Source organism: Acidobacteriota bacterium (genome assembly GCA_035471785.1).
Taxonomy (GTDB): Bacteria; Acidobacteriota; UBA6911; order RPQK01; family DATIPO01; genus JANQFM01.
In genome coordinates this window covers 1-19,401 of the sequence record DATIPQ010000065.1, presented here as the reverse complement: position 1 = coordinate 19,401, position 19,401 = coordinate 1, and the positions used below count along the sequence as shown (strand labels likewise).

The 19,401-nt window shown below is 61.5% G+C and carries 14 protein-coding genes and 1 tRNA gene; 13 read left to right on the top strand and 2 right to left on the bottom strand.

The window, feature by feature from the left end:
• Positions 1-22: 22 nt before the first annotated feature.
• The 10 genes from recA to VLU25_09405 all read left to right on the top strand — a co-directional run bounded on the left by recA (position 23) and on the right by VLU25_09405 (position 12,585).
• On the top strand, positions 23-1,048 hold the full coding sequence (gene recA, locus VLU25_09450; GenBank protein ID HSR68156.1) for a recombinase RecA: 1,026 nt from the start codon (positions 23-25) through the stop codon (positions 1,046-1,048).
• Between the two features lie 3 nt (positions 1,049-1,051).
• A complete protein-coding gene (locus tag VLU25_09445) occupies positions 1,052-2,020 on the top strand; it encodes a hypothetical protein (protein HSR68155.1) in 969 nt (322 codons plus the stop codon).
• Positions 2,021-2,180: 160 nt separating this feature from the next.
• A tRNA-Gln gene (locus VLU25_09440) sits at positions 2,181-2,255 on the top strand.
• Between the two features lie 144 nt (positions 2,256-2,399).
• Positions 2,400-5,432, top strand: coding sequence for a glycosyl hydrolase (locus VLU25_09435; GenBank protein HSR68154.1), 3,033 nt, complete (start codon positions 2,400-2,402; stop codon positions 5,430-5,432).
• A 171-nt stretch (positions 5,433-5,603) separates the two neighbouring features.
• A complete protein-coding gene (locus VLU25_09430) occupies positions 5,604-6,665 on the top strand; it encodes a hypothetical protein (protein ID HSR68153.1) in 1,062 nt (353 codons plus the stop codon).
• 22 nt (positions 6,666-6,687) lie between these two features.
• Positions 6,688-7,482 (top strand): hypothetical protein, encoded by a 795-nt coding sequence (locus VLU25_09425; GenBank protein ID HSR68152.1) that lies wholly within the window; start codon positions 6,688-6,690, stop codon positions 7,480-7,482.
• A gap of 63 nt (positions 7,483-7,545) precedes the next feature.
• Positions 7,546-8,733: an acyl-CoA desaturase gene (locus tag VLU25_09420; GenBank protein ID HSR68151.1), complete on the top strand. Its 1,188-nt coding sequence runs from the start codon at positions 7,546-7,548 to the stop codon at positions 8,731-8,733.
• Between the two features lie 35 nt (positions 8,734-8,768).
• Positions 8,769-10,820: a phenylacetic acid degradation bifunctional protein PaaZ gene (paaZ, locus tag VLU25_09415; protein ID HSR68150.1), complete on the top strand. Its 2,052-nt coding sequence runs from the start codon at positions 8,769-8,771 to the stop codon at positions 10,818-10,820.
• Between the two features lie 17 nt (positions 10,821-10,837).
• Entirely contained in the window at positions 10,838-11,611 is a 774-nt protein-coding gene (locus tag VLU25_09410) for an enoyl-CoA hydratase/isomerase family protein (GenBank protein HSR68149.1), read from the top strand.
• A gap of 158 nt (positions 11,612-11,769) precedes the next feature.
• Positions 11,770-12,585 carry a DUF6503 family protein gene (locus VLU25_09405; GenBank protein ID HSR68148.1) on the top strand — a complete coding sequence of 272 codons (816 nt, stop codon included), beginning with the start codon at positions 11,770-11,772 and terminating at the stop codon, positions 12,583-12,585.
• A 17-nt stretch (positions 12,586-12,602) separates the two neighbouring features.
• On the opposite strand, the gene VLU25_09400 is transcribed toward VLU25_09405, so the two are convergent.
• Entirely contained in the window at positions 12,603-14,345 is a 1,743-nt protein-coding gene (locus VLU25_09400) for an acyl-CoA dehydrogenase family protein (GenBank protein HSR68147.1), read from the bottom strand.
• A gap of 15 nt (positions 14,346-14,360) precedes the next feature.
• Positions 14,361-15,821, bottom strand: coding sequence for a non-ribosomal peptide synthetase (locus VLU25_09395; GenBank protein HSR68146.1), 1,461 nt, complete (start codon positions 15,819-15,821; stop codon positions 14,361-14,363).
• Between the two features lie 21 nt (positions 15,822-15,842).
• On the opposite strand from VLU25_09395, the gene VLU25_09390 reads away from it, so the two are divergent.
• The 3 genes from VLU25_09390 to VLU25_09380 form a co-directional block, all read left to right on the top strand.
• Positions 15,843-16,178: a hypothetical protein gene (locus tag VLU25_09390; GenBank protein HSR68145.1), complete on the top strand. Its 336-nt coding sequence runs from the start codon at positions 15,843-15,845 to the stop codon at positions 16,176-16,178.
• 245 nt (positions 16,179-16,423) lie between these two features.
• Positions 16,424-17,404, top strand: a complete 981-nt coding sequence (locus VLU25_09385) for a nucleotide disphospho-sugar-binding domain-containing protein (protein HSR68144.1) — start codon at positions 16,424-16,426, stop codon at positions 17,402-17,404.
• Positions 17,401-19,401, top strand: a 2,001-nt coding sequence (locus tag VLU25_09380) for an aminotransferase class III-fold pyridoxal phosphate-dependent enzyme (GenBank protein HSR68143.1), incomplete at its 3' end; no start/stop codon positions are given. The genes VLU25_09385 and VLU25_09380, both read left to right, overlap by 4 nt.

Here is a 19,401-nt window from a genome sequence, read left to right as displayed (position 1 = left end):
TTCTCGCCGAAAGGAAAGCAAGATGAGCAGCAATCAGGACAAGAAACGGGCCATAGACATGGCCCTCAGCCAGATCGAGCGGCAGTTCGGCAAGGGCTCGATCATGCGTTTGGGCGCTGAAGGGGCGGTCAGCGTGCCCAGCATTTCCAGCGGTTCCATCGCCTTGGACGCGGCCTTGGGCGTGGGCGGCTTCCCCCGCGGAAGAGTGGTGGAGATCTACGGTCCCGAATCGAGCGGAAAGACCACCATCGCCCTCCACGCCGTGGCCCAAGCCCAGAAGGCCGGCGGAACCGCCGCCTTCATCGATGCGGAGCACGCCATGGATGCCGACTACTGCAGGGCCCTGGGCATCGACGTCGACGACTTGCTGGTTTCCCAGCCCGATTCCGGAGAGCAAGCTCTTGAAATCGCCGAGATGCTGGTGCGCAGCGGCGCCGTCGACGTGCTGGTGATCGACTCGGTGGCCGCTCTGGTGCCCAAAGCCGAACTGGAAGGCGAGATGGGCGACTCTCACGTGGGACTGCAAGCCCGCCTCATGTCGCAAGCGCTGCGCAAACTGACAGCCATCGTCTCCAAGTCGAAATGCTGCCTGATGTTCATCAACCAGATCCGCGAGAAGATCGGTGTCATGTTCGGCAATCCTGAAACCACCACCGGCGGCCGCGCCCTCAAGTTCTACTCCTCCATGCGCCTCGACATCCGCCGCATCGCCGCCATCAAGGAGGGCGACCAGAACGTCGGCAACCGCACCAAGGTCAAGGTGGTCAAGAACAAGCTGGCTCCTCCCTTCCGCGAAGCCGAGTTCGACATCGCCTTCGGACGGGGCATCTCGCGAGAAGGCGAACTGCTCGATTTGGGTGTCCTTCACAAGATCGTCAACAAGAGCGGCTCCTGGTTCTCCTACGGCGAGGAGCGGCTCGGTCAGGGACGCGAGAATTGCAAAGAGTTCTTGCGCAACAACATCGAGATCGCCCAGGAGATCGAAGACAAGCTGCGCGAAGCGGTGGGGATCAAGAAGCCCCAACCGGCCGCCTCTGCGGCCGAGTAGGCTATGAGCGGTCTTGAAGACAACGGGCTGGGAATTGTCATCCCGGTCTACTATCCCCCTGACCTCGACAAGTCTCTGATTCGTCACGCACTGCAGGAGACTCTGCAGTGCCAGGACGCCTATTGTCCCTTGTCGCGCTGCCTGCTGGTGGTTGACCGGGCGACACCGGCCGACGAGATCTTGAGCGACGCTCCTGCCGACTCGCCTCTGGGCCAGGTGCAGGTCGAGCGCTTGCAGCGCAACCGGGGCAAAGCCGGATCGGTCAGCCGAGGACTGAAAGCGCTGCTCTCCCGGGAGGATGTACGCTGGATCATCAGCCGGGACTGCGACGGGGATCACCTGGTCGACGACCTCCCCCGCTTCTTGCGCCTGGCGCGGGAGATGGAGGAGCGCGGGCCTCTCTTCGCCATCTTCGGCGCCCGCTCCTCCTACGCCAAGTCGATGGGCTGGGTGCGCCAGGAGTGGGAGAACCTGACCAACGCCCTCTTTCTCGACTTCCTCCTCTACCTGACGGCCCAGCGCAGCCAGGTGGTCGACCGCCTTTACTGGACCCGTGACCCCCTCGATCTGCAGAGCGGCTACAGGCTCTACAGCCGCCAGGCGGCCCAGGTGGCGGCCCGAGGACTGGAGGCGCTTCCCGACGACCCCCTGGTCTACTCCTTCGCCAATGAACTGCTCCCGGTGCTCGACCTCACCTTGCAGGGGGGACGGGCGGGGCAGGTTCCCTCTACGACACGGGCCGGTCAGGCCTTCTCCAGCTACGCCTCCCTGGACCCGGTGTCCCACTATGCCTCGTTCTTCGCCTATCTGGGCCGGCGCCATGACCTCCCGGCCGACGTCCTCTGCCGGCTCCTGGACAGCCGCCTTGGCGAGAGCGAGCTTTTCTGGAGCGATCACCGTCAGCAAGTGCTGCGATTCCGCCGCCTCTTGTGCCCCGATGCGGACCCATTCTCGCCTCCGCGGCACGTCTAGCTGTAGCGAGCAGCCTCATACCGCCGAGAGCAATTAGGCCTTCAGCGCAGTCGCCGAAACTTGATTCGTGTGTGAACTTGCTGGCCACCTAGTGGCCCTAGCGGGCGGGCCCGGCTTATTTGAACGCGGGAAGGGCATTTGCTATCATCTTACGTCCGGTTCGGGGATCGTCTAAGTGGCAAGACAGCGGCCTTTGGAGCCGTCAATCTAGGTTCGAGTCCTAGTCCCCGAGCCAATGCTTTCCCCCGCATAATCTGGATTCCCGGTCCGCACTGATCGCCACCCTTAGGGTATATTGAAACGCGGTAGTCGTACGCCCATCAGCAACGGAGATTGAATGCGCTCTTTTCGTCCGCGCCGCTTTGGGACGCGATTGTGGTTGACTGTTCTTCTGCTCGGATTGTTACTCGACCCGGGCCGGGCCGCCAATCCGGCGGGACTCTCTTCCCCCGACGTTGACTCCCAGGCCCTGGAGAGCCTCCATTTCCGCGCCATCGGACCTGCCGTGCAAGGCGGACGCGTGACCTCTTTGGCGGTGGTGGAAGGACAACCCAGCATTTTCTACGTGGGAACCGCTTCAGGCAATCTCTGGAAGACCGAGAACTTCGGGACCACCTTTGAGCCTCTCTTCGAGGACCAGGCCACAGCCTCGGTGGGAGCGGTGGCGTTGGCGCCTTCCGATCCCAACGTGATCTGGCTGGGGACGGGAGAAGCCAACAACCGCCAAAGCTCCCCTTGGGGGGAGGGCGTTTACCGCTCCACCGACGGCGGACGCACCTGGAGCCACCTGGGACTCGCCGAAACCCGTCACATCGGACGCATCCTGGTCCATCCCTTTCGCAGCTCTACGGCCTGGGTCGCCGCGCTGGGCCATCTCTGGGGACCCAATCCCGAGCGCGGTCTTTACCGTACGCGGGACGGCGGACTCAGTTGGCAGAAGGTGCTCGATCTGGGCCCTGACACGGGCGTGGTGGACTTGGCCATGCATCCCTCGCGTCCCCACATCATCTATGCGGCCGCCTACCAGCGCCGCCGCACCGCATTCGGCTTCGCCGGCGGAGGAGAAGGGAGCGCCATCTACCGCAGCCTGGACGGAGGCGACAACTGGCAGAGACTGAGCCAAGGACTGCCGAACTCGCCTATGGGACGCATCGGCTTGGCGGTTGCGGCTTCAGACCCCGACCGGCTTTATGCCATTGTGGAAGCCTCGGGCGGCGGACTCTTCCTGAGCCGCGACAGGGGCGGCACCTTCACTCGCGTCAACGACCGCAATCCGCGGCCCATGTACTTCAGCAAGCTGGGGGTGGATCCTTCCGACGCCGACCATCTGTGGTTGCTGGGCGTTCACCTGCACGAGAGCCGCGACGGAGGAAACACGCTCTCCAACAACGCGGCGGCTCAGGTCCATCCCGATCACCATGCCATCTGGATCAGCCGCGACGGCTCTCGCTTGCTGCTGGGCGGCGACGGCGGACTGTCGGCTTCCTTCGACGGGGGCAAGAGCTGGCGCATGTTCGACAACCTGCCCATCAGCCAGTTCTACAAGATCGGAGTCGACATGGATCATCCCTACCGGATCTATGGCGGCTTGCAGGACAACGGCACTTGGGCGGTTCCCTCCGCCGTCTCCGATGCCCGAGGCATCCGCAACGCCGACTGGATCAACCTCAACGGCGGAGACGGCTTCTATGCCCAGGCCGATCCCCTCCAGCCGGGCGTGGTCTATGTTGAGAGTCAGCGGGGCCGGCTGCTGCGAGTCGACCTCTCCAACGGCTCCCGCCAACTGATCCAGCCCACCCCGGCTCCCGGCGACTCTCCTTATCGTTGGAACTGGAACGCCCCTTTGCTGCTTTCCCGTCACAATCCCGACACCCTCTACAGCGGGGCCAACGTGCTGCTCCGCTCCGGCGACCGAGGGTACTCCTGGCAAGCCATCAGTCCCGATCTGACCTACGCAGTCGACCGGAGCCGGCTGGAGATTTCCGGAGACAGGCCCTTTACCCTGCTCTCGCGCCATGACGGAGTCGCCTTTTACGGGACGCTCACGGCCCTGGCTGAATCGCCCCTCGACCCTCAGGTCCTCTACACGGGCAGCGACGATGGACGCCTGCATGTCAGCCGCGATGGGGGAGGGTCCTGGCAAGACATCGGCAGCAACATCGCAGGACTGCCCGAGCGGGCGCTGGTCAGCAGCATCGCCGCCTCTGCGGCCCAGCCGGGACGCGTCTACGCCGCCTTCGACAATCACCGCAACGACGACTACCGCCCTCTGCTCTATGCCTCGCAGGACTTTGGAGCAAGCTGGGAAATGGTGGTGGAGGGTCTTCCCGAAACCTCCATCAACGTGGTGCTGGAAGATCCCGTCAATCCCGAACTTCTCTACCTGGGCAACGAACGCGGGCTCTATCTCTCCTTTGACCGGGGACAGGCGTGGCGCCGCCTCAAAGCCAATCTGCCTACCGTTCCGCTCGACGACATCGTCGTTCACCCCCGCGAGAACGATCTCATCCTGGCCACCCACGGCCGCGGACTGTGGATTCTCGACGATGCCAAGCCGTTGCAGGAGTGGACCCGGCGCAACTCCGACTCCCTTCATCTCTTCACGCCCCGGGCCGCTCAAATCCATCACCTGCGCAAGCCCCAATCCTGGACCGGCGACGGCGACTTCGCGGCACCCAACAGGCCCTACGGAGCGCTCATTCGCTATTACTTGCCGCAAGCCGTCGAACAGCCCCAGTTGCAGGTGCTCGCCGAGGACGGAGTTCCGGTGCGCGCTTTGCCTGCGCCGGAGCAAGCGGGCCTCCACCAGGTGCTATGGGATCTGCGCGGCGAAGCTCCGGCCATTGCGCCACCGCGGCGTAAGCCGCGAGGTCCTCAGGTGGCGCCGGGAATCTACAGCGTTCGCCTGCGGGCTGGCGAGGAGACCATGGAGCGCACCTTTGCGGTCAGGCTCGATCCCAGCTTGAGCATTCCCGCCGAGGACCTGCGTGAGCGGCGGGAAACCGTGGAGCACCTGCAGGAACTGCTGCATTCCCTCAACCTCTCGCTGCAGGCGGCGCGCCGCCTCGACGATGCGCTGGAGGGTCTGCGGGCCGCCCCAGGCGAGGACACCGACCTGCGCCGGCTGCGCCGCAGCCTGGCCCGGTCGGCCCGCTCGCTGGGAGAATTGCGCCGCAGCCTTCCCGTTTTGCTGGCCACTGTGGACGCCACTTTCCTGCCTCCCACCGATCAGCAACTGAGGGGCGCCCGGCGAGCCCGCCAGGTGCTCCTTGAGGCCGTCCGCAACCTTGAAGCCCTGCGCCGTCACGAGGTGCCGCAGCTCTACCAGAGGGCCGGCCAACCCCTTCCCGACCTGGGAGGAGACTGGCCCCTCATCAATTCCGTCCTGGAAACTCAAGAGGGCAACAAATAGGCGTTCTTTTTCGGCTGATCAATGAGCCGTCTTCCAATCTTGAGGCGCTCCTTCGGCAGGAAATGAGTAAAATAGATGGGAGCCATGCGGCCCGCGCAAGAAGTTGGCTTGACCCCGGAATCTGGACCGCATAAACTTACGGGTCGTAACTCGCGAAGGATGAGGAAGACTATGGGCGGCCTACCCACTGAAATCAACTTCACACTCAGTCCTCAAGACCGCTTCGACGTCATCGACGTCACCAAAATCAAGTCCGACGTCAAGGACTTGCTGGAATCCTTCAATAAGGCTCTCTTCTGCTCTCTCCACACCACGGCGGGTTATCTCGATCAGAAGATCTGCGCGCGGCTCAACCACTGCCCCGATTCGCTGCATACCTACTTGAGAGGATTCCGCCAGCTCTTTCCACCGGACGCTCCTTATCGCCACGATCAGATTCATCTGCGCCAGGAGTTGAGCGAAGAGCAGAAGCAGTGCGAGCCGCGCAACGCCGACTCTCACCTGACTTTCATCAGTTCCGGCCTCAAGAACTGCGTGTCCTACGAAACGCGCCCCGACACTCCCGTCTATTTCATCGATTTGGACGGCGTCTATGAAAGCCAGGTACGCCGCCGCCGCACCACCGTCATCGGCTACAACCGGGAAGTGAATGCAACCCGCACCACCTTCGTGGTGCCCGCTTCGCGCCACGCCGTCGATTCCATCAACCTCAAAGACCCGCGCCTGGGACTCTTCCAGATGCTGCGCGAAGAACTCCGTCGGCAAGGCATCGAGAAGGGGCGCATCCGCATTCAGTTGGCGGGCAGCGAGACTCATGTCGGCCTGACCATGAACGAATACGAAACCTTGCTCATGCGTCACGACCTGGCCGAGGTCTTGCACAATCCCTTCCGTTTCATGGCCGAGAAGGGACGCAACATGTGGCGCGATCCTAGGGCCATCCCCAACAAGACCATCAACTACGCCAAGTACGACCTGGTGCAGGTCGTCAACGAGCTGGTGGACGTGCTGGGTATCAGCGACACCGTGCTGGAGCGGTTCGTGGGACAGTTCCTGACCGTCACCGCCAGCCGTTTCCTGCGCATGGAGCGGACCGTCGACCTGCCCATCAGCGACCGCAAGGGATCGAGCGAGATCCTTGAAGGCACCTATCAAAGCCCTATCCTCTTGCAGTGGAACAAGTCCGAAAGCGGTGACCGCAAACTGGATATCACCTTCTCCCGCTTCGTCTAGAAGACTACAGGACCAGCCGTTTATGAGAGCGCTGCTTTGCCTAATCCTGCTGCCTCTTTCAGTCCTCCCCTTGCGCGCCCAGGACCACCTTTATTTTCCTCAGTTCGGAGACGGTTCCCTGGCGGGATTGCAGGTGCGCACGACCTTGCTTTTCGTCAACACGGGTCCTGCCGCCACCGTGACTGTGGAGTTCTTTGACGCCCAGGGACAGCCCCTGGTGATTTCGGCTGAGGGCATCAGCGATTCACAGAGGGTGATCGAGTTGCAGGGCGGACAGGGCCTTTCCTTGCAGACCTCAGGGGAAGGCAGCCAGCAGAACCCGCTGGCTTTGGGCTACGCCCGCATAGAGGCGCCCGACGGTGTCGAGGCCAGCGCCGTGTTCTCCATCCGCGACCTGGACTCCGGCGTGCTTCTTTCCGAGTCGGCCGTGGCGGCGGTCCGTCCTCTCCAGAGCTTCACGATCCTCTTTGACAGCACCGGTCCGCTCAGCACCGGCCTGGCCCTGGTTTCTACGGGTGAAGAAGAGGGGCTGCTGAGCGTGACCCTGCGCGACAGCCAATCTCAAGAGATTGCCCAACGGCAGGTCGCCGTCCAGCCTGGGCAGAGGATCTCGGCCTTCGTCCCCGAGTTGCTGGAACTTGAAGCCGGCCAGGCGGACGAGATGCGGGGAAGCCTCACCGTTGTTTCCCAGGCGGGGCCTGTCGCCGCCATCACCCTGCGTCAGTTGGCCGAGGTGAGCTTTCCCATGGGCGTCCCGGCTCTGACGACCTTTCCCGTCGCTCCCGGGGCGGCCTCTCAACAGGCTCCACCCAGATGAGCTTGAGATCGGTAGGTGTGTTAGCATTTAGACTCGGCCAATCAATGAGAAGAGGAGCGACCCTTGCCAGCGACTAAGAAGAATTTCCCGCGACGAGTCCAACCCGAATACCACGACGACATCATTTACCCCGACGCCATTCCCTTCGTACTCGTCCATCTGGCCTGCTTAGGAGCCATTTGGACAGGCGTCACCTGGGAATCTGTGGCCATCATGTTCAGCTTCTACTTTCTGCGCATGTGGGCCATCACGGCCGGGTTCCACCGCTATTTTTCTCACAAGACTTTTCAGACCAGCCGAGTGGCCCAGTTCATTCTGGCTTTTCTGGGGCAATGCGCGGCCCAAAAGGGCACCATCTGGTGGGCGGCCCAGCACCGCCGCCACCACAAGTATTCCGACATGCCCGAAGACATCCACTCCCCGGCCCAGCATGGCTTCTTCTTTTCCCACGTGGGATGGATCTTCTCCAAGAAGCGGGGTAAGGCCGATTACAGCCGCTGCAAGGATTTGACCAAGTATCCGGAGCTGGTGTGGCTGGACCGCTTTCAGAACCTGCCGGCTCTCTTCATGGCCCTGGCCGCGCTTTGGATAGGAGGATGGCCGGGACTGACGGTGGGCTTTTTCTGGAGCACCGTGCTCCTCTACCACGCCACTTTCTGCATCAACTCGCTGGCCCACGTGCACGGCAAGCAGCGCTACGTGACCGGTGACGATTCGCGCAACAACTGGTGGCTGGCCTTGATGACAATGGGTGAGGGATGGCATAACAACCACCACTACTATCAAAGCAGCACCGCCCAGGGATTCCGCTGGTACGAGGTCGATTTCACCTACTACGTGCTCAAGGTGCTCTCCTGGACGGGCGTGGTGTGGGGCCTGCGCAAGCCGCCTGCCCACGTGGTGGCCGGTGAGCGTCCCCTGCCCTCCGTCATCATCGACAAAGTGGCTCACGACCTGGCGGCCACTTTCTCAGTCGAGCGGATCAGCGGTCAGATCGCCGAGGCCTGGCAGCATAAGCCCACCCTCAAGGACCTGCGTCAGCGGGCCAGCGAGGCTCACAAGCAGGCATCCGAGTACCTGGCCGAGATTCATCTTCCCGACCTGCCCCAGTTTCCCTCCCTTGAAGAACTGAGGCGGCGGGCCGAAGAGCGCTTCGCCTACACCCCCTCCATGGACGAGATTGCCGAGAGGGCATACGGGATCCTCCTCAACAAGGTCTCCAACCACCTGCTCCGGCAGCAGCCTGCATAGCCCCGCACCTGGGATCTCGATATAATCGAAATCCTATGAAGATTGAAAGTTTTGCTCAGGGCCAGTGGTATTTCGGAAGCGAAAGTCCGCGCAAACTCCATCATGCCGTTAACGGCGAGGACATCGGAGCCGTCGACTCCTCGGGACTCGACGTGGCCGGCATGCTCGACTACGCACGCAAGACGGGCGGACCCAGTCTGCGCGAAATGACCTTCCACGAGCGGGCCATCATGCTCAAGCAGATCGCCATCTATCTGCTCGAGCGCAAGAAGGACTTTTACGAACTTTCCTACGCCTCAGGCGCCACCAAGCGGGATGCCTGGGTGGATATCGACGGAGGCATCGGGACCTTTTTCGTCTATTCAGGCAAGGGACGCCGGGAGATGCCTGACGACACCGTCTATGTGGACGGTCCCATGGAAGTGCTTTCCAAGGAGGGGACCTTCGTGGGACGTCACGTGTGCCTGCCCTTGCAGGGGGCCGCCGTCCACATCAACGCCTTCAATTTCCCCTGTTGGGGCATGTTGGAGAAGCTGGCTCCCACCTTCCTGGCGGGAATGCCGGCCATCGTCAAGCCCGCCACGCTGACCAGCTACATCACCCAGGCCGTGGTCAAGGCCATGCTGGAATCGACCCTGCTGCCTCCCGGCGCTCTGCAGTTGATCTGCGGCGGAGTGGGCGATCTCTTCGAGCACCTCGATTCGCAGGACGTCGTCACCTTTACCGGGTCAGCCACCACTGGACGCAAGTTGAAGAGCCATCCGCGGGTGACCGAACACGCCATTCGTTTCAACATGGAGGCCGATTCGCTCAACTGCTGCATTCTGGGGCCGGATGTCGAACCCTCCGATCCCGAGTTCGACTTCTTCATCAAGGAAGTGGTCGACGAGATGACCATCAAGACCGGCCAGCGCTGCACGGCCATTCGCCGCACCTTCGTCCCCCAGGAGCGTGTCGACGACGTGGTCGAGGCGCTTAAGGCGGCACTGCACGAAGTCAAGATCGGCGACCCCAAGCGGGATGAGGTGCAAATGGGTCCGCTGGCGGGCCGTCCTCAGGTTAAAGAGGTTTTCGAGAAGGTGGAAGAGCTCAAGCGGGGCGCCGAAGTGGTTTTCCAACAAGCCGATTATCACGGCGGCGACCCCGACAAGGGAGCCTTCTCTCCCACCACCTTGCTCTATTGCGACGAGCCTTTCCAGCACGAGGAGCCTCATAACGTCGAGGCCTTCGGCCCCGTCAACACCGTCATGCCCTACAAGTCGCTGCAGGACTCCATCCACCTGGCGGCATTGGGCAAGGGATCTTTGGTGGGATCGCTCTTCACCGCCGATGACCGGGCCGCCCGCGAGGTGGTCACCGGCATCGCTCCCTACCACGGCCGTCTTATGATCATCAACCGCCACTGCGCCAAGGAGTCCACCGGGCACGGATCTCCCTTGCCTCATTTGGTCCACGGAGGCCCCGGACGGGCCGGGGGCGGGGAGGAATTGGGCGGAGTGCGCGGCGTCATGCACTACATGCAGCGGACGGCGCTGCAGGGCTCGCCTACCACCCTGACCCGCGTCGCCAACGAATGGATGAAGGGCGCCGCCCAGACCCGGCACACGGTCCACCCCTTTCAGAAGTACTTCGAGGAACTGGAGATCGGCGAGACTCTGGTGACTCACCGGCGCACCATCACCGAAGCCGACGTCACCAATTTCGCGGGGGTCAGCGGCGATTATTTCTATGCCCACACCGACAAGATCGCCGCTGCCGAGAACCCGATCTTCGAGGAGCGCGTGGCCCATGGGTACTTCCTCATCGCCGCCGCCGCGGGGCTCTTCGTGCACCCGGCTCAAGGCCCCGTCCTGGCCAACTACGGGCTCGACAACCTGCGCTTCATCGAGCCCGTCTACATTGGCGATACGATCCATTGCCGCCTGACCTGCAAACGCAAGATCTTCAAGCATAAGAAGGAGGAAGACGAGGTGCCGCAGGGCATCGTCGAGTGGGACGTCGAGATCTTCAACCAGGACGACGAGACGGTGGCCAATTACACCATCCTCACCCTGGTCCGCCGCAAAGACGACCAGCGCGTGAACTAGAAGGCCGGAGCAAGCACATGGCCGAGCAAAAAATCGAGCAGGGCAAAATCAAGGTCCGCATCTCGGGGGGGATCGGCTCTCTCTCCTTCTATCATCCCAAGGGCAACTCCCTCCCTGGGGATCTGCTGCGCCAGTTGGCCCAGGAGATCACCGAATTGGGCCGGAACGACGAGGTCAAGGTGGTGGCGCTTTACAGCGAGCGCGAGGACGGGCCTTTTTGCGCCGGAGCCTCCTTCGATGAGCTGCTTTCCATCGAGAGTTTCAACCAGGCCAAGGAGTTTTTCATGGGATTTGCCGAGGTGATCCTGGCCATGAAGAACTGCCCCAAGTTCGTCATCACCCGCGTGCAGGGCAAGGCGGTGGGCGGCGGCGTGGGCGTGGTGGCCGCCTCCGACTACGCGCTGGCCTCCTCCAGCGCCTCCATCAAGCTGAGCGAGTTCGCGCTGGGGTTCGGACCCTTCGTCATCGGTCCGGCGGTGGAACGCAGGATAGGCAAGGCCGCCTTCACAGCAGCGGCCATCGACACCGACTGGCGCGAAGCCAACTGGGCCCGCGAAAAAGGACTCTACTCCGAAGTCTTCGACAGTTTTCCGGTGCTCGACGGCGCCTTCGCGACTTTGGCGGGGAGGCTGGCCGAATCCAGCCTCGACGCCATCCGCGACCTCAAGCGGATCTTCTGGCAGGGAAGCGAAGACTGGGACCGTCTTCTCCCCGAACGGGCCGAACTGAGCGCCCGGCTGGTTCTCACCGACTTCACCCGCCAGAAGATCGAGGCCTTCAAAAACCGCTAGCCTTTACTTCCGCTAAGCCGGGCTGCGTGGAAACCCGGTCAAGTCAAGAAGTAGGCGAGGGAAAATCACCGCCCGCAGGGTAGCGCACCCGGTTGCAGAAGGCAACGGAAACTATCCCGGCTCACGCGGCATCCATCTTGGGTAGATTGGAGAGAGAAATGCGACTAAATGCAGTTTGGCTGGTAGGTTTGTTGTTGTCAGGTTGCGGAGGTGCGGCTGAGGAGGCGCAGCCGCGGGAGGCTGAAGCGCCTTCGCAAGAAGTTGCCGCCAGCGGTTTTTCGGCTCCCATCGAGGCTGCTCACAATGCCGCCGCCTGGAGGGCGAAGGAGGTCTTCCAGGCCGGGCTCGAGATCAGCTTCGGGGGCAACCCGATCTTTCAGGGCGATATGCTGATGGATGTCTCCGGCGCACCCGCGCGGCTGGACCGTCAGGACGGCGCCAGCGTGGTCTACGCCCAAGGAGAGGCCTGGGTAACGCCGGCATCGGCCGAGTTTTCCCAGGCGCGCTTTCACGTCCTCACCTGGCCCTATTTCCTGGCCGCGCCCTTCAAGCTCAACGACCCCGGCACCAGCATCGAGGAAACCGGCAAGGCCATGCTTGGTGACAAGGAATACGACACAGCCAAACTGACCTTCGAGGCCGGGACCGGCGACACTCCCGACGACTGGTACCTGCTCTACCGCGACCCCGACAGCGGGCGGCTTATGGCCATGTCCTACATCGTCACCTATGGCACCTCCACCAAAGAAGCCTCCCAAGACCCTCATCTCATCGCTTACGAGGACTTCCAGACGGTCGAGGGCATACCCATCCCCCGCAAATGGGTCTTCTGGACCTGGCGCGAGGGCCAAGGCATCGTTGGCGACACCCCCATCGGCCAAGTCCTCCTCACCAACCCCCAGTTCCTGCTGGCCGCCAGCGCCCGCTTCCAGCGTCCCCAGGACGCCCGAAAGGCCGAGCTGCCATCCCAATAAGCCAGCCAAAATGAGCGTCAAGCTTGGTCGACCGAATACCGGGCATCAGCTTGGCCGGCCAAGCTGATGGGATAGATCGAGAACAGCCTGTTTTCGTCGAGGAGCTGGTTGAGTCGAGGCACGATCCTGCCCACTAATTCGCAGCAGTGCGGTTGTGTCTGGCGGTTCAGATGCCTGAGGGCGAGGAGCATCAGCCAGTCGCCCTCGCGGAAGAACCGGCCCAGGAGATTGCGGTTATGCTTCCATGTGAGAATTGCGGAGGCGATCGCGTAATGGCGGCTGGTTGCAATTGCAGCGTCGAAGGCATGGGTGGAACGCCTCGCCTGGGCTCGACCGGTTCCCAGGAGTCTCTCTAAATCGTTTTTGGTCTTCTGGAAATCTTGCTCAAGATGGTGCCAAACCCGACCTTGGGAATCATTCCCCGCCGATGGACAATCTCGGCATGCTTCGATCCAAGCGCCCAACGGCCCGCCGTCGGGACTCGCGCAGCGAAGGCGGGTGAGGTCCAGAGCTGGAAGGGGGGCGTCCAGTGAAAAGAGAGAATTCCAACGAGCCGGCTGGTCCCGCGAAGTGGAAGTGGCCAATTGGGCAAACAGTTGAGAACTGAGCCAGTTCAGGTTGACAGCGGCATTGCCGTCGAAAAGGCCGATTAGCGGGAGATCGCGGAGGATTTTCTGGAAGATTCCCGATTCAGGCTCTTCCCGAAGATAATGGCGCGCTCCCAGGACGGTTGCCAAACGCCCCACAATCTCCTCTGCCTTCTTGGGTATCCAGTATTTGGCTACGGAGGACAAGATGCTCATTTGCCTGGGGATCACGTGCAGTCCCCTTGCCGCCGTGGCCGCCAGGCATTCGCAGGCCAGCAGATCTACAAAGCACTCCACCAGCAGATGGCGGACCGTGCTGATTTCCAGGATCGGACTGCCGTACAGCTTTCTTTCCCGGGCAAAGGAGAGTGTAACCCGAAGTGCGGTGTCAACCGAGCCCAAAGACAAGCCGATTGCCATGATTCGAGTGACTTGCATGCCCTTTAGCAGGATGGATAGCCCTTGACCGCGACTCCCAACGCGGGCTGACCGAGGGATTGTGCACGAGTCGAAGCGGATCCCGCTGACATCCATGCCCCTGACGCCATGGGTCTTGATCTTGGGCAGGTGGCAAAAGGATCCCTCGTCGAGTTCGTCCTTAAGAACCAAGAACAGTGATAGACGGTCTTGTCCGTCGGCGTTTGCCTCGCGAGCCAAGACGGTCATGGCATCGGATCGGGTCGCATTGTTGACGAGCCACTTTTCGCCCGAAAGAAGATAGCCTTCAGGACACGGCTCCGCCTTCGTTTCGGTGGCCCGAAAATCGCTTCCGTGGCTCCTTTCAGTCAAGGCCAGCGCGATTTTGCCACCGCTTGCAATTAGGCGTGAGAGCTTCTGCTTCTGATCTTCGCTGCCGGCCATCCATACGCTGATTGCCCCGAGCAGAGTCTTGCCGTGAGAGATTGTCGCCGTCAAGTCCCGCCGCGCACCGATTCTCACCACGTTGAGGAGTTCCTCAAAATTAGAAAGGCGTCCGCCGTGGCTTCGAGGTATGTAGAAAAGATGGGCGCCCGTCCGCTGCAGGAATTCGAAACCCTCGTCAGGATGAGCCTCCAGCTCGTCGAGCTGTACCGTCTTCTGATAGGAAAGGGGCGTCGAAGCGATACGTGGGTCCATGAGCGAAAGCTCCAATCTCCGGGCCGCTTCCCATTGTTTGAGCGTGATGATGGCCAAGTCTCGTCTCCCAGGTCATTCCTTGGGCACGTGCAGGGAATCAGCTCGTGACGCGAACGCTTCGTAGTGGTGTTCGATGAGATGTTCCGTAAGGCCTTCGATGGTCGGGAAGTCTGCTATCAGGGAGAGATCGATCTCTTCATCCAGCAGTTCCTCCAACTGAGCTCCTATTGTCATCGCATCGAACGAATCCAGCCCGAGAGCGGATATCTTGGAGGTGACGTCGATGGAAGGCTGAGGGATGCCAGTGAGGTCTGCGATCCGGCCCACGAGCCAACTCTGAACGGCTTGCTCGAGTTCCCTGCTCCCGGCTCGACGGTCTTGGAAGGCTACCCGCTTGCGAATATCCATTGAGCCTTCGATGTAGGCCTTGCGGCAGGTATGACGACTAACCTTGCGGCTTGCCGTCCGCGCGATGACGCCGGGTTCTACCACCAGTACCTCCCGGACATGGATGCCGTGCCGGTCGGTGACCGCTTTCCGGATTCCGGACGCCAGCTTCCGAGGAAACTCGGCGTCCGCGGCAGCCCTAGTCTTAAGAGCAATCAATATCACCAGCCGCTCGTCGTTGGAATCCACAGACTCAGGGCTGGCTGAGAACGCCACGCAGCCCCCTTCCCTGATTTCCTCGCTGCACTCTTTGACGGTTTGTTCGATGTCCTCGGCGTCATGGTTTTTGCCTCGTATCACGATAAGGTCTTTGAGCCGTCCCGTCACGTACAGCTCTCCGTCTCGTAGAAAGCCCAGGTCTCCGCTGCGAAGGTAGGTACGCTCTTCGGGCTCTCCCTCTATGCTTGCTTGGAAGATCGGCCGCGTTTGATACTCTGGCCCCCAATATCCTTGCGCCACACTCGGCCCGCGCAGCCATATCTCGCCCACCTGCTGCTCTTGAAGGGCTTGGCGAGTTTCAGGGTCGACGATCCTGATTTCGTGACCAGCCACAACGGGACCGCAACTGACGACAATCCGACCGTTTTCTGCGGGAGCCTCAGGCAATACCACCTTTTTCCTAAGCCCATCAGAATCGACTCGTAGCAAGTTGATCGGCGACTCCTTGCGCCGACAGGTCGCCATCAACGTGGACTCAGCCAGCCCATAGCAGGGCATAAAGCTGTCAGCACGAAAGCCGGCTGGCGAATAGGTGGTCTCGAAGACCCGCAGGGTCCGCGGTCGAATCGTTTCCGCCCCGAGGAATGCCGTAGTCCATCGTTTCAGGTTCAACTTGTCCGGTTCGACAGGTCTGTCTACGCAAAGCGAATAGGCGAAATCGGGCCCGCCACTGTGCGTTGCCTCGTACTTCGAAATCGCTTCCAGCCAGATACGGGGGGAAGCCAGGAAGTTCAGCGGCGAGATCAGAAACACTTGAATGCCGCAAAAGGCGGGGACCAGAATTCCGCCCACCAGCCCCATATCATGATACGGCGGCAGCCAGATCACGCCGCGGCTCTCAGGCCGGACTCGGAAAACCTCCTCGATGCAGCGGCAAGGACTTTCGTCGTGACGTTGGCAGATGCGCAGGAGACGGCCTTCAACGTCGGTTCGGAACGTCGGGTAATAGAGCGGCTAGGCGATGTCATCGGGAACTTTTCCCGACAACTCGAAGGTCAAGTCAGCTTCGCCCAACGCTCCCGCTTCTATCGGACCCACTATCATGATAAGAGCGAGGGAGAGTTCCTGATGCTCGCCAGAAAATACGAGGTAGACTTTCTCATCTTAGAAAAGCCACATGTGCTTTCGCTGCCGCAGGTATTCGAGAACGCCGGATTCACAGTTTATCGAGTTCTCGGACCAACATTGAAGGAGTCATCGGCAAAGCAAGGGGAGTTGCCATGAGATATCTATTGGTGCTCTGGGACGGGGGCGGCAACGTCCCCCCGCAGCTTGAGATTGCGCGCCAGTTGGTTGCACGCGGTCATCGGGTGCGGATACTCACGCACCGGTGCCTACGCGAGCAAGTAGCCGGAACCGGAGCCGAGTTCGTCCGGTTTCGGCGCATCAGGGAACACGAGGCACGCAATCCCGCCAAAGATCTCATCAAGACCTGGCGAGCACGAACTCCGTTAGGATACTTGCGGAGAATGCGTGACCATCTGATGTTCGGTCCGGCCAAGGCTCTGGCCCTCGACGTTCTTGATGCCCTGGAGCAGGAGTCCGCCGACGCGATGGCGGTCGACTTTCTCATGCCGGGCGGCCTTGTGGCCGCCGAGGCGGCGGGAGTCCCAGCCGCCGCCGTGGTGCATACCATCTATTCGTTGCCGGCGCCCGGCCTGGCGCCGGTTGGCATGGGCCTGGCGGCACCCCAATCCGCCTTGGGCAGGAGGGGGGCGGATCTCCTTAACGCCATCGTGGCCATGTTGTTCAACCGGCGCCTTAAGAGCTTCAATCAAACCCGCCGCGAATTGGGGCTCGGCCCTCTGACCGATTCCATGCAGCTCTATGAAAGAGCTCACAGGATTCTGGTGCTGACCTACCGCTCCTTTGATTTTCCGGCTTCCAGCTATCCGGCCAACGTCCGATATGTGGGGCCATGTCTTAAGCCCCTTCCCGAGAATGATACGGGACCTTGCGTGGACTCCTATCCCGTCGTGGCCAGCTTCAGCACGAACTTCGCAGACAATGCCCGGCTGGTCGATCGCATTCACGAAGTTCTTTCTCTATTGCCCCACCGATGCCTCCTTCTGACGCCGGCGATCGACCCCGACTCCATTGCAGAGGCGGCCAACGTGGACAAGTCGCGTTTCGTGCCCCACGAGAAAGTTTTTCCCGCAGCGAAGGTCGTCATCACCCACGGCGGCCACGGCACCGTCATCAAGGCGTTGCTGCACGGTCTACCGGTGGTATGCCTGCCTTGCGACCATGATCAGTCCGATATCGCCCAGCGGTTGGTCTCTCTGGAGGCCGGCATCAGGCTGTCTCCACGGTCCACCAAGAGGGCCATTAGGAACGCCGTGGAAAAGGTGTTGAGAGAGGAAAAGTTCACTCAGGCTGCCCGGCGGGCGGGCGACCGGTTCCGTCTGGAGGAGCATCCTCTAGCCGTCGAAGAAATCGAATCCTTATGAACGACGCGCCTGACGCCTCCCAGAGTCGAATATCCTGCCCCGGCCTGGAGCAGAGCAGCGACTTTTATCAGGTCTTTCTCAAATATTTTTCGGATGCGGAATCATTCAACCCCACGCGTTCCGCCCTGCTGCGCAAATTCGGCCTCGCCCTGCAGATTGAACGTTGTCAGGGCCTCTACCTGTACTCCCCTTCGGGCCTACGCTATCTGGACTTCCTATCTCAATACGGGGTTCTCCCTTTTGGGCACAACCACCCCGAGATAGTGGATGCGGTCAAGGACTACCTGAACCGTTCCAGGCCGATCATGTTGCAGCCGTCAACGCCACCGTCCGTCGAGCGACTGGCAGATACTCTGCAGCGCTTGGCCCCCGGCAAGCTCAGGTTTTGTGTCTTTGGCAGCAGTGGCGCGGAAGCCGTCGAGATAGCCGTGAAGGCCGCCAGGGCGGCAACGGGCAAGCAGACGATTCTCTCCACCAGGACAGGGTTTCACGGCAAGACTCTAGCAGCGTTGTCGGCCACTGGCCGTAGCCTTTATCAACGTCCGTTTGGGGGTCCGGCGCCGGGCTTCGAGCATATCGCATTCGCAGACCCGGACCGGTTGGAGCATTATCTGCGCCGTCATGCCCGCGAGACCGCTGCTTTCATCGTGGAACCGATCCAGGCTGAGGGAGGGATGATCGTACCTGGCAGCGACTATCTGGAGCGTGTGGGAGGGGCCTGCCGGCGTAACGGCGTTCTCTTCATCGCCGATGAGATTCAAACCGGTCTCGGCAGAACAGGGAGTCTCTTCGCAACTCTTCCCTCAGCCTCCCCTGATATCCTTCTTCTTTCCAAGGCTCTCGGCGGCGGAATAATGCCCATCAGCGTCTGCATGATCTCTGAAGCCGCTTGGACTCCTCAGATCGGTTACCTGCATAGCTCTACCTTCGCCAACAACGGGCTGGCATGCTGCGTGGCCTCCAAGGTCATCGACATGCTTGTTCGTAAGGGAGAGAAGACGATCAATCAGGTGCGCAGCAGCGGCGCTCGCCTGCTAGCGGAGCTGCAAGGGATTCAGCGCAAGTATCCCGATGTGGTCAAGGACGTCCGGGGACAGGGCCTGCTGACGGGGATCGAATTCCGTCCCTTCGACCGCGGCGATTCTGCGGCGGTCGCCATGTGTGCGCACAGCGAGTGCATGATGGGTCTGCTTTCAGGATATCTGCTCAATGAGCACCGCCTCGTCACGGCTCCGGTATTCAGCCATTCGCGAGTGCTCCGCCTGCAACCGCCGCTGACCGTGTCGGAGCAACAGATCGGGAAGGCCGTGGATGCGCTCGATTCACTCTGCGAAAATCTCCACAAGGGCCGCTACTCGCGCCTGTTCTCCTACCTTGTCCGCAAGCCGTCCGACTCGCCAACAACTTCTCCCCCTCGCAGCACCGGCCCCAAGGCCGGATTCCGCTCCGCGACTGCACCGGGGGGGCAAAAAGGAGGCTTCGCGTTTCTCATTCATCCGAGTTCGACGGAGGACTTCTTGCGAGGCGATCCTTCCTTCCGCGAGTTTTCGGCGGAGGAACTCGCCAACTGGCACAAGTGGGCTGTCGGCATGCCTCCCAGTATCGCGCACCGAATCCCCAAGGTAGAGTCCCCGATGGGCGTTCAAACCAGTGGCTGGTTCATCGGCATTCCTCTCCTGCCGAAGGACTTTTACAGAATCGGGCGAGTTGCCGCGATCGGCTTGGTTGAAGACGCGATAAGGGTGGCGTGGCATCTGGGCGCCTCGGTAGTGGGCCTCGGCGGATATTCCTCCATTGTCACCCGGGCGGGACTTGAGGTAACCGGTCATGGAGTAGCTGTCACCAGCGGCAATTCGCTTACGGCCGTGGCGGCTTTGAGGGCTTTGCAGAGGCGTTGCCGGGGGAAACGGCCGCTCTCGAGCCGAAGCGTCGCCGTACTCGGTGCAGCCGGGTCTGTGGGACGCCTGACGGCGACACTGCTGGCACCTCATGTCAGG

Bases quoted from the DNA above. Each gene is read 5' to 3' on its own strand.
- recA (HSR68156.1), top strand. From the start codon at position 23: ATGAGCAGCAATCAGGACAAGAAACGGGCCATAGACATGGCCCTCAGC.
- VLU25_09445 (HSR68155.1), top strand. From the start codon at position 1,052: ATGAGCGGTCTTGAAGACAACGGGCTGGGAATTGTCATCCCGGTCTAC.
- VLU25_09430 (HSR68153.1), top strand. From the start codon at position 5,604: ATGGGCGGCCTACCCACTGAAATCAACTTCACACTCAGTCCTCAAGAC.
- VLU25_09425 (HSR68152.1), top strand. From the start codon at position 6,688: ATGAGAGCGCTGCTTTGCCTAATCCTGCTGCCTCTTTCAGTCCTCCCC.
- paaZ (HSR68150.1), top strand. From the start codon at position 8,769: ATGAAGATTGAAAGTTTTGCTCAGGGCCAGTGGTATTTCGGAAGCGAA.
- VLU25_09410 (HSR68149.1), top strand. From the start codon at position 10,838: ATGGCCGAGCAAAAAATCGAGCAGGGCAAAATCAAGGTCCGCATCTCG.
- VLU25_09405 (HSR68148.1), top strand. From the start codon at position 11,770: ATGCGACTAAATGCAGTTTGGCTGGTAGGTTTGTTGTTGTCAGGTTGC.
- VLU25_09385 (HSR68144.1), top strand. From the start codon at position 16,424: ATGCGTGACCATCTGATGTTCGGTCCGGCCAAGGCTCTGGCCCTCGAC.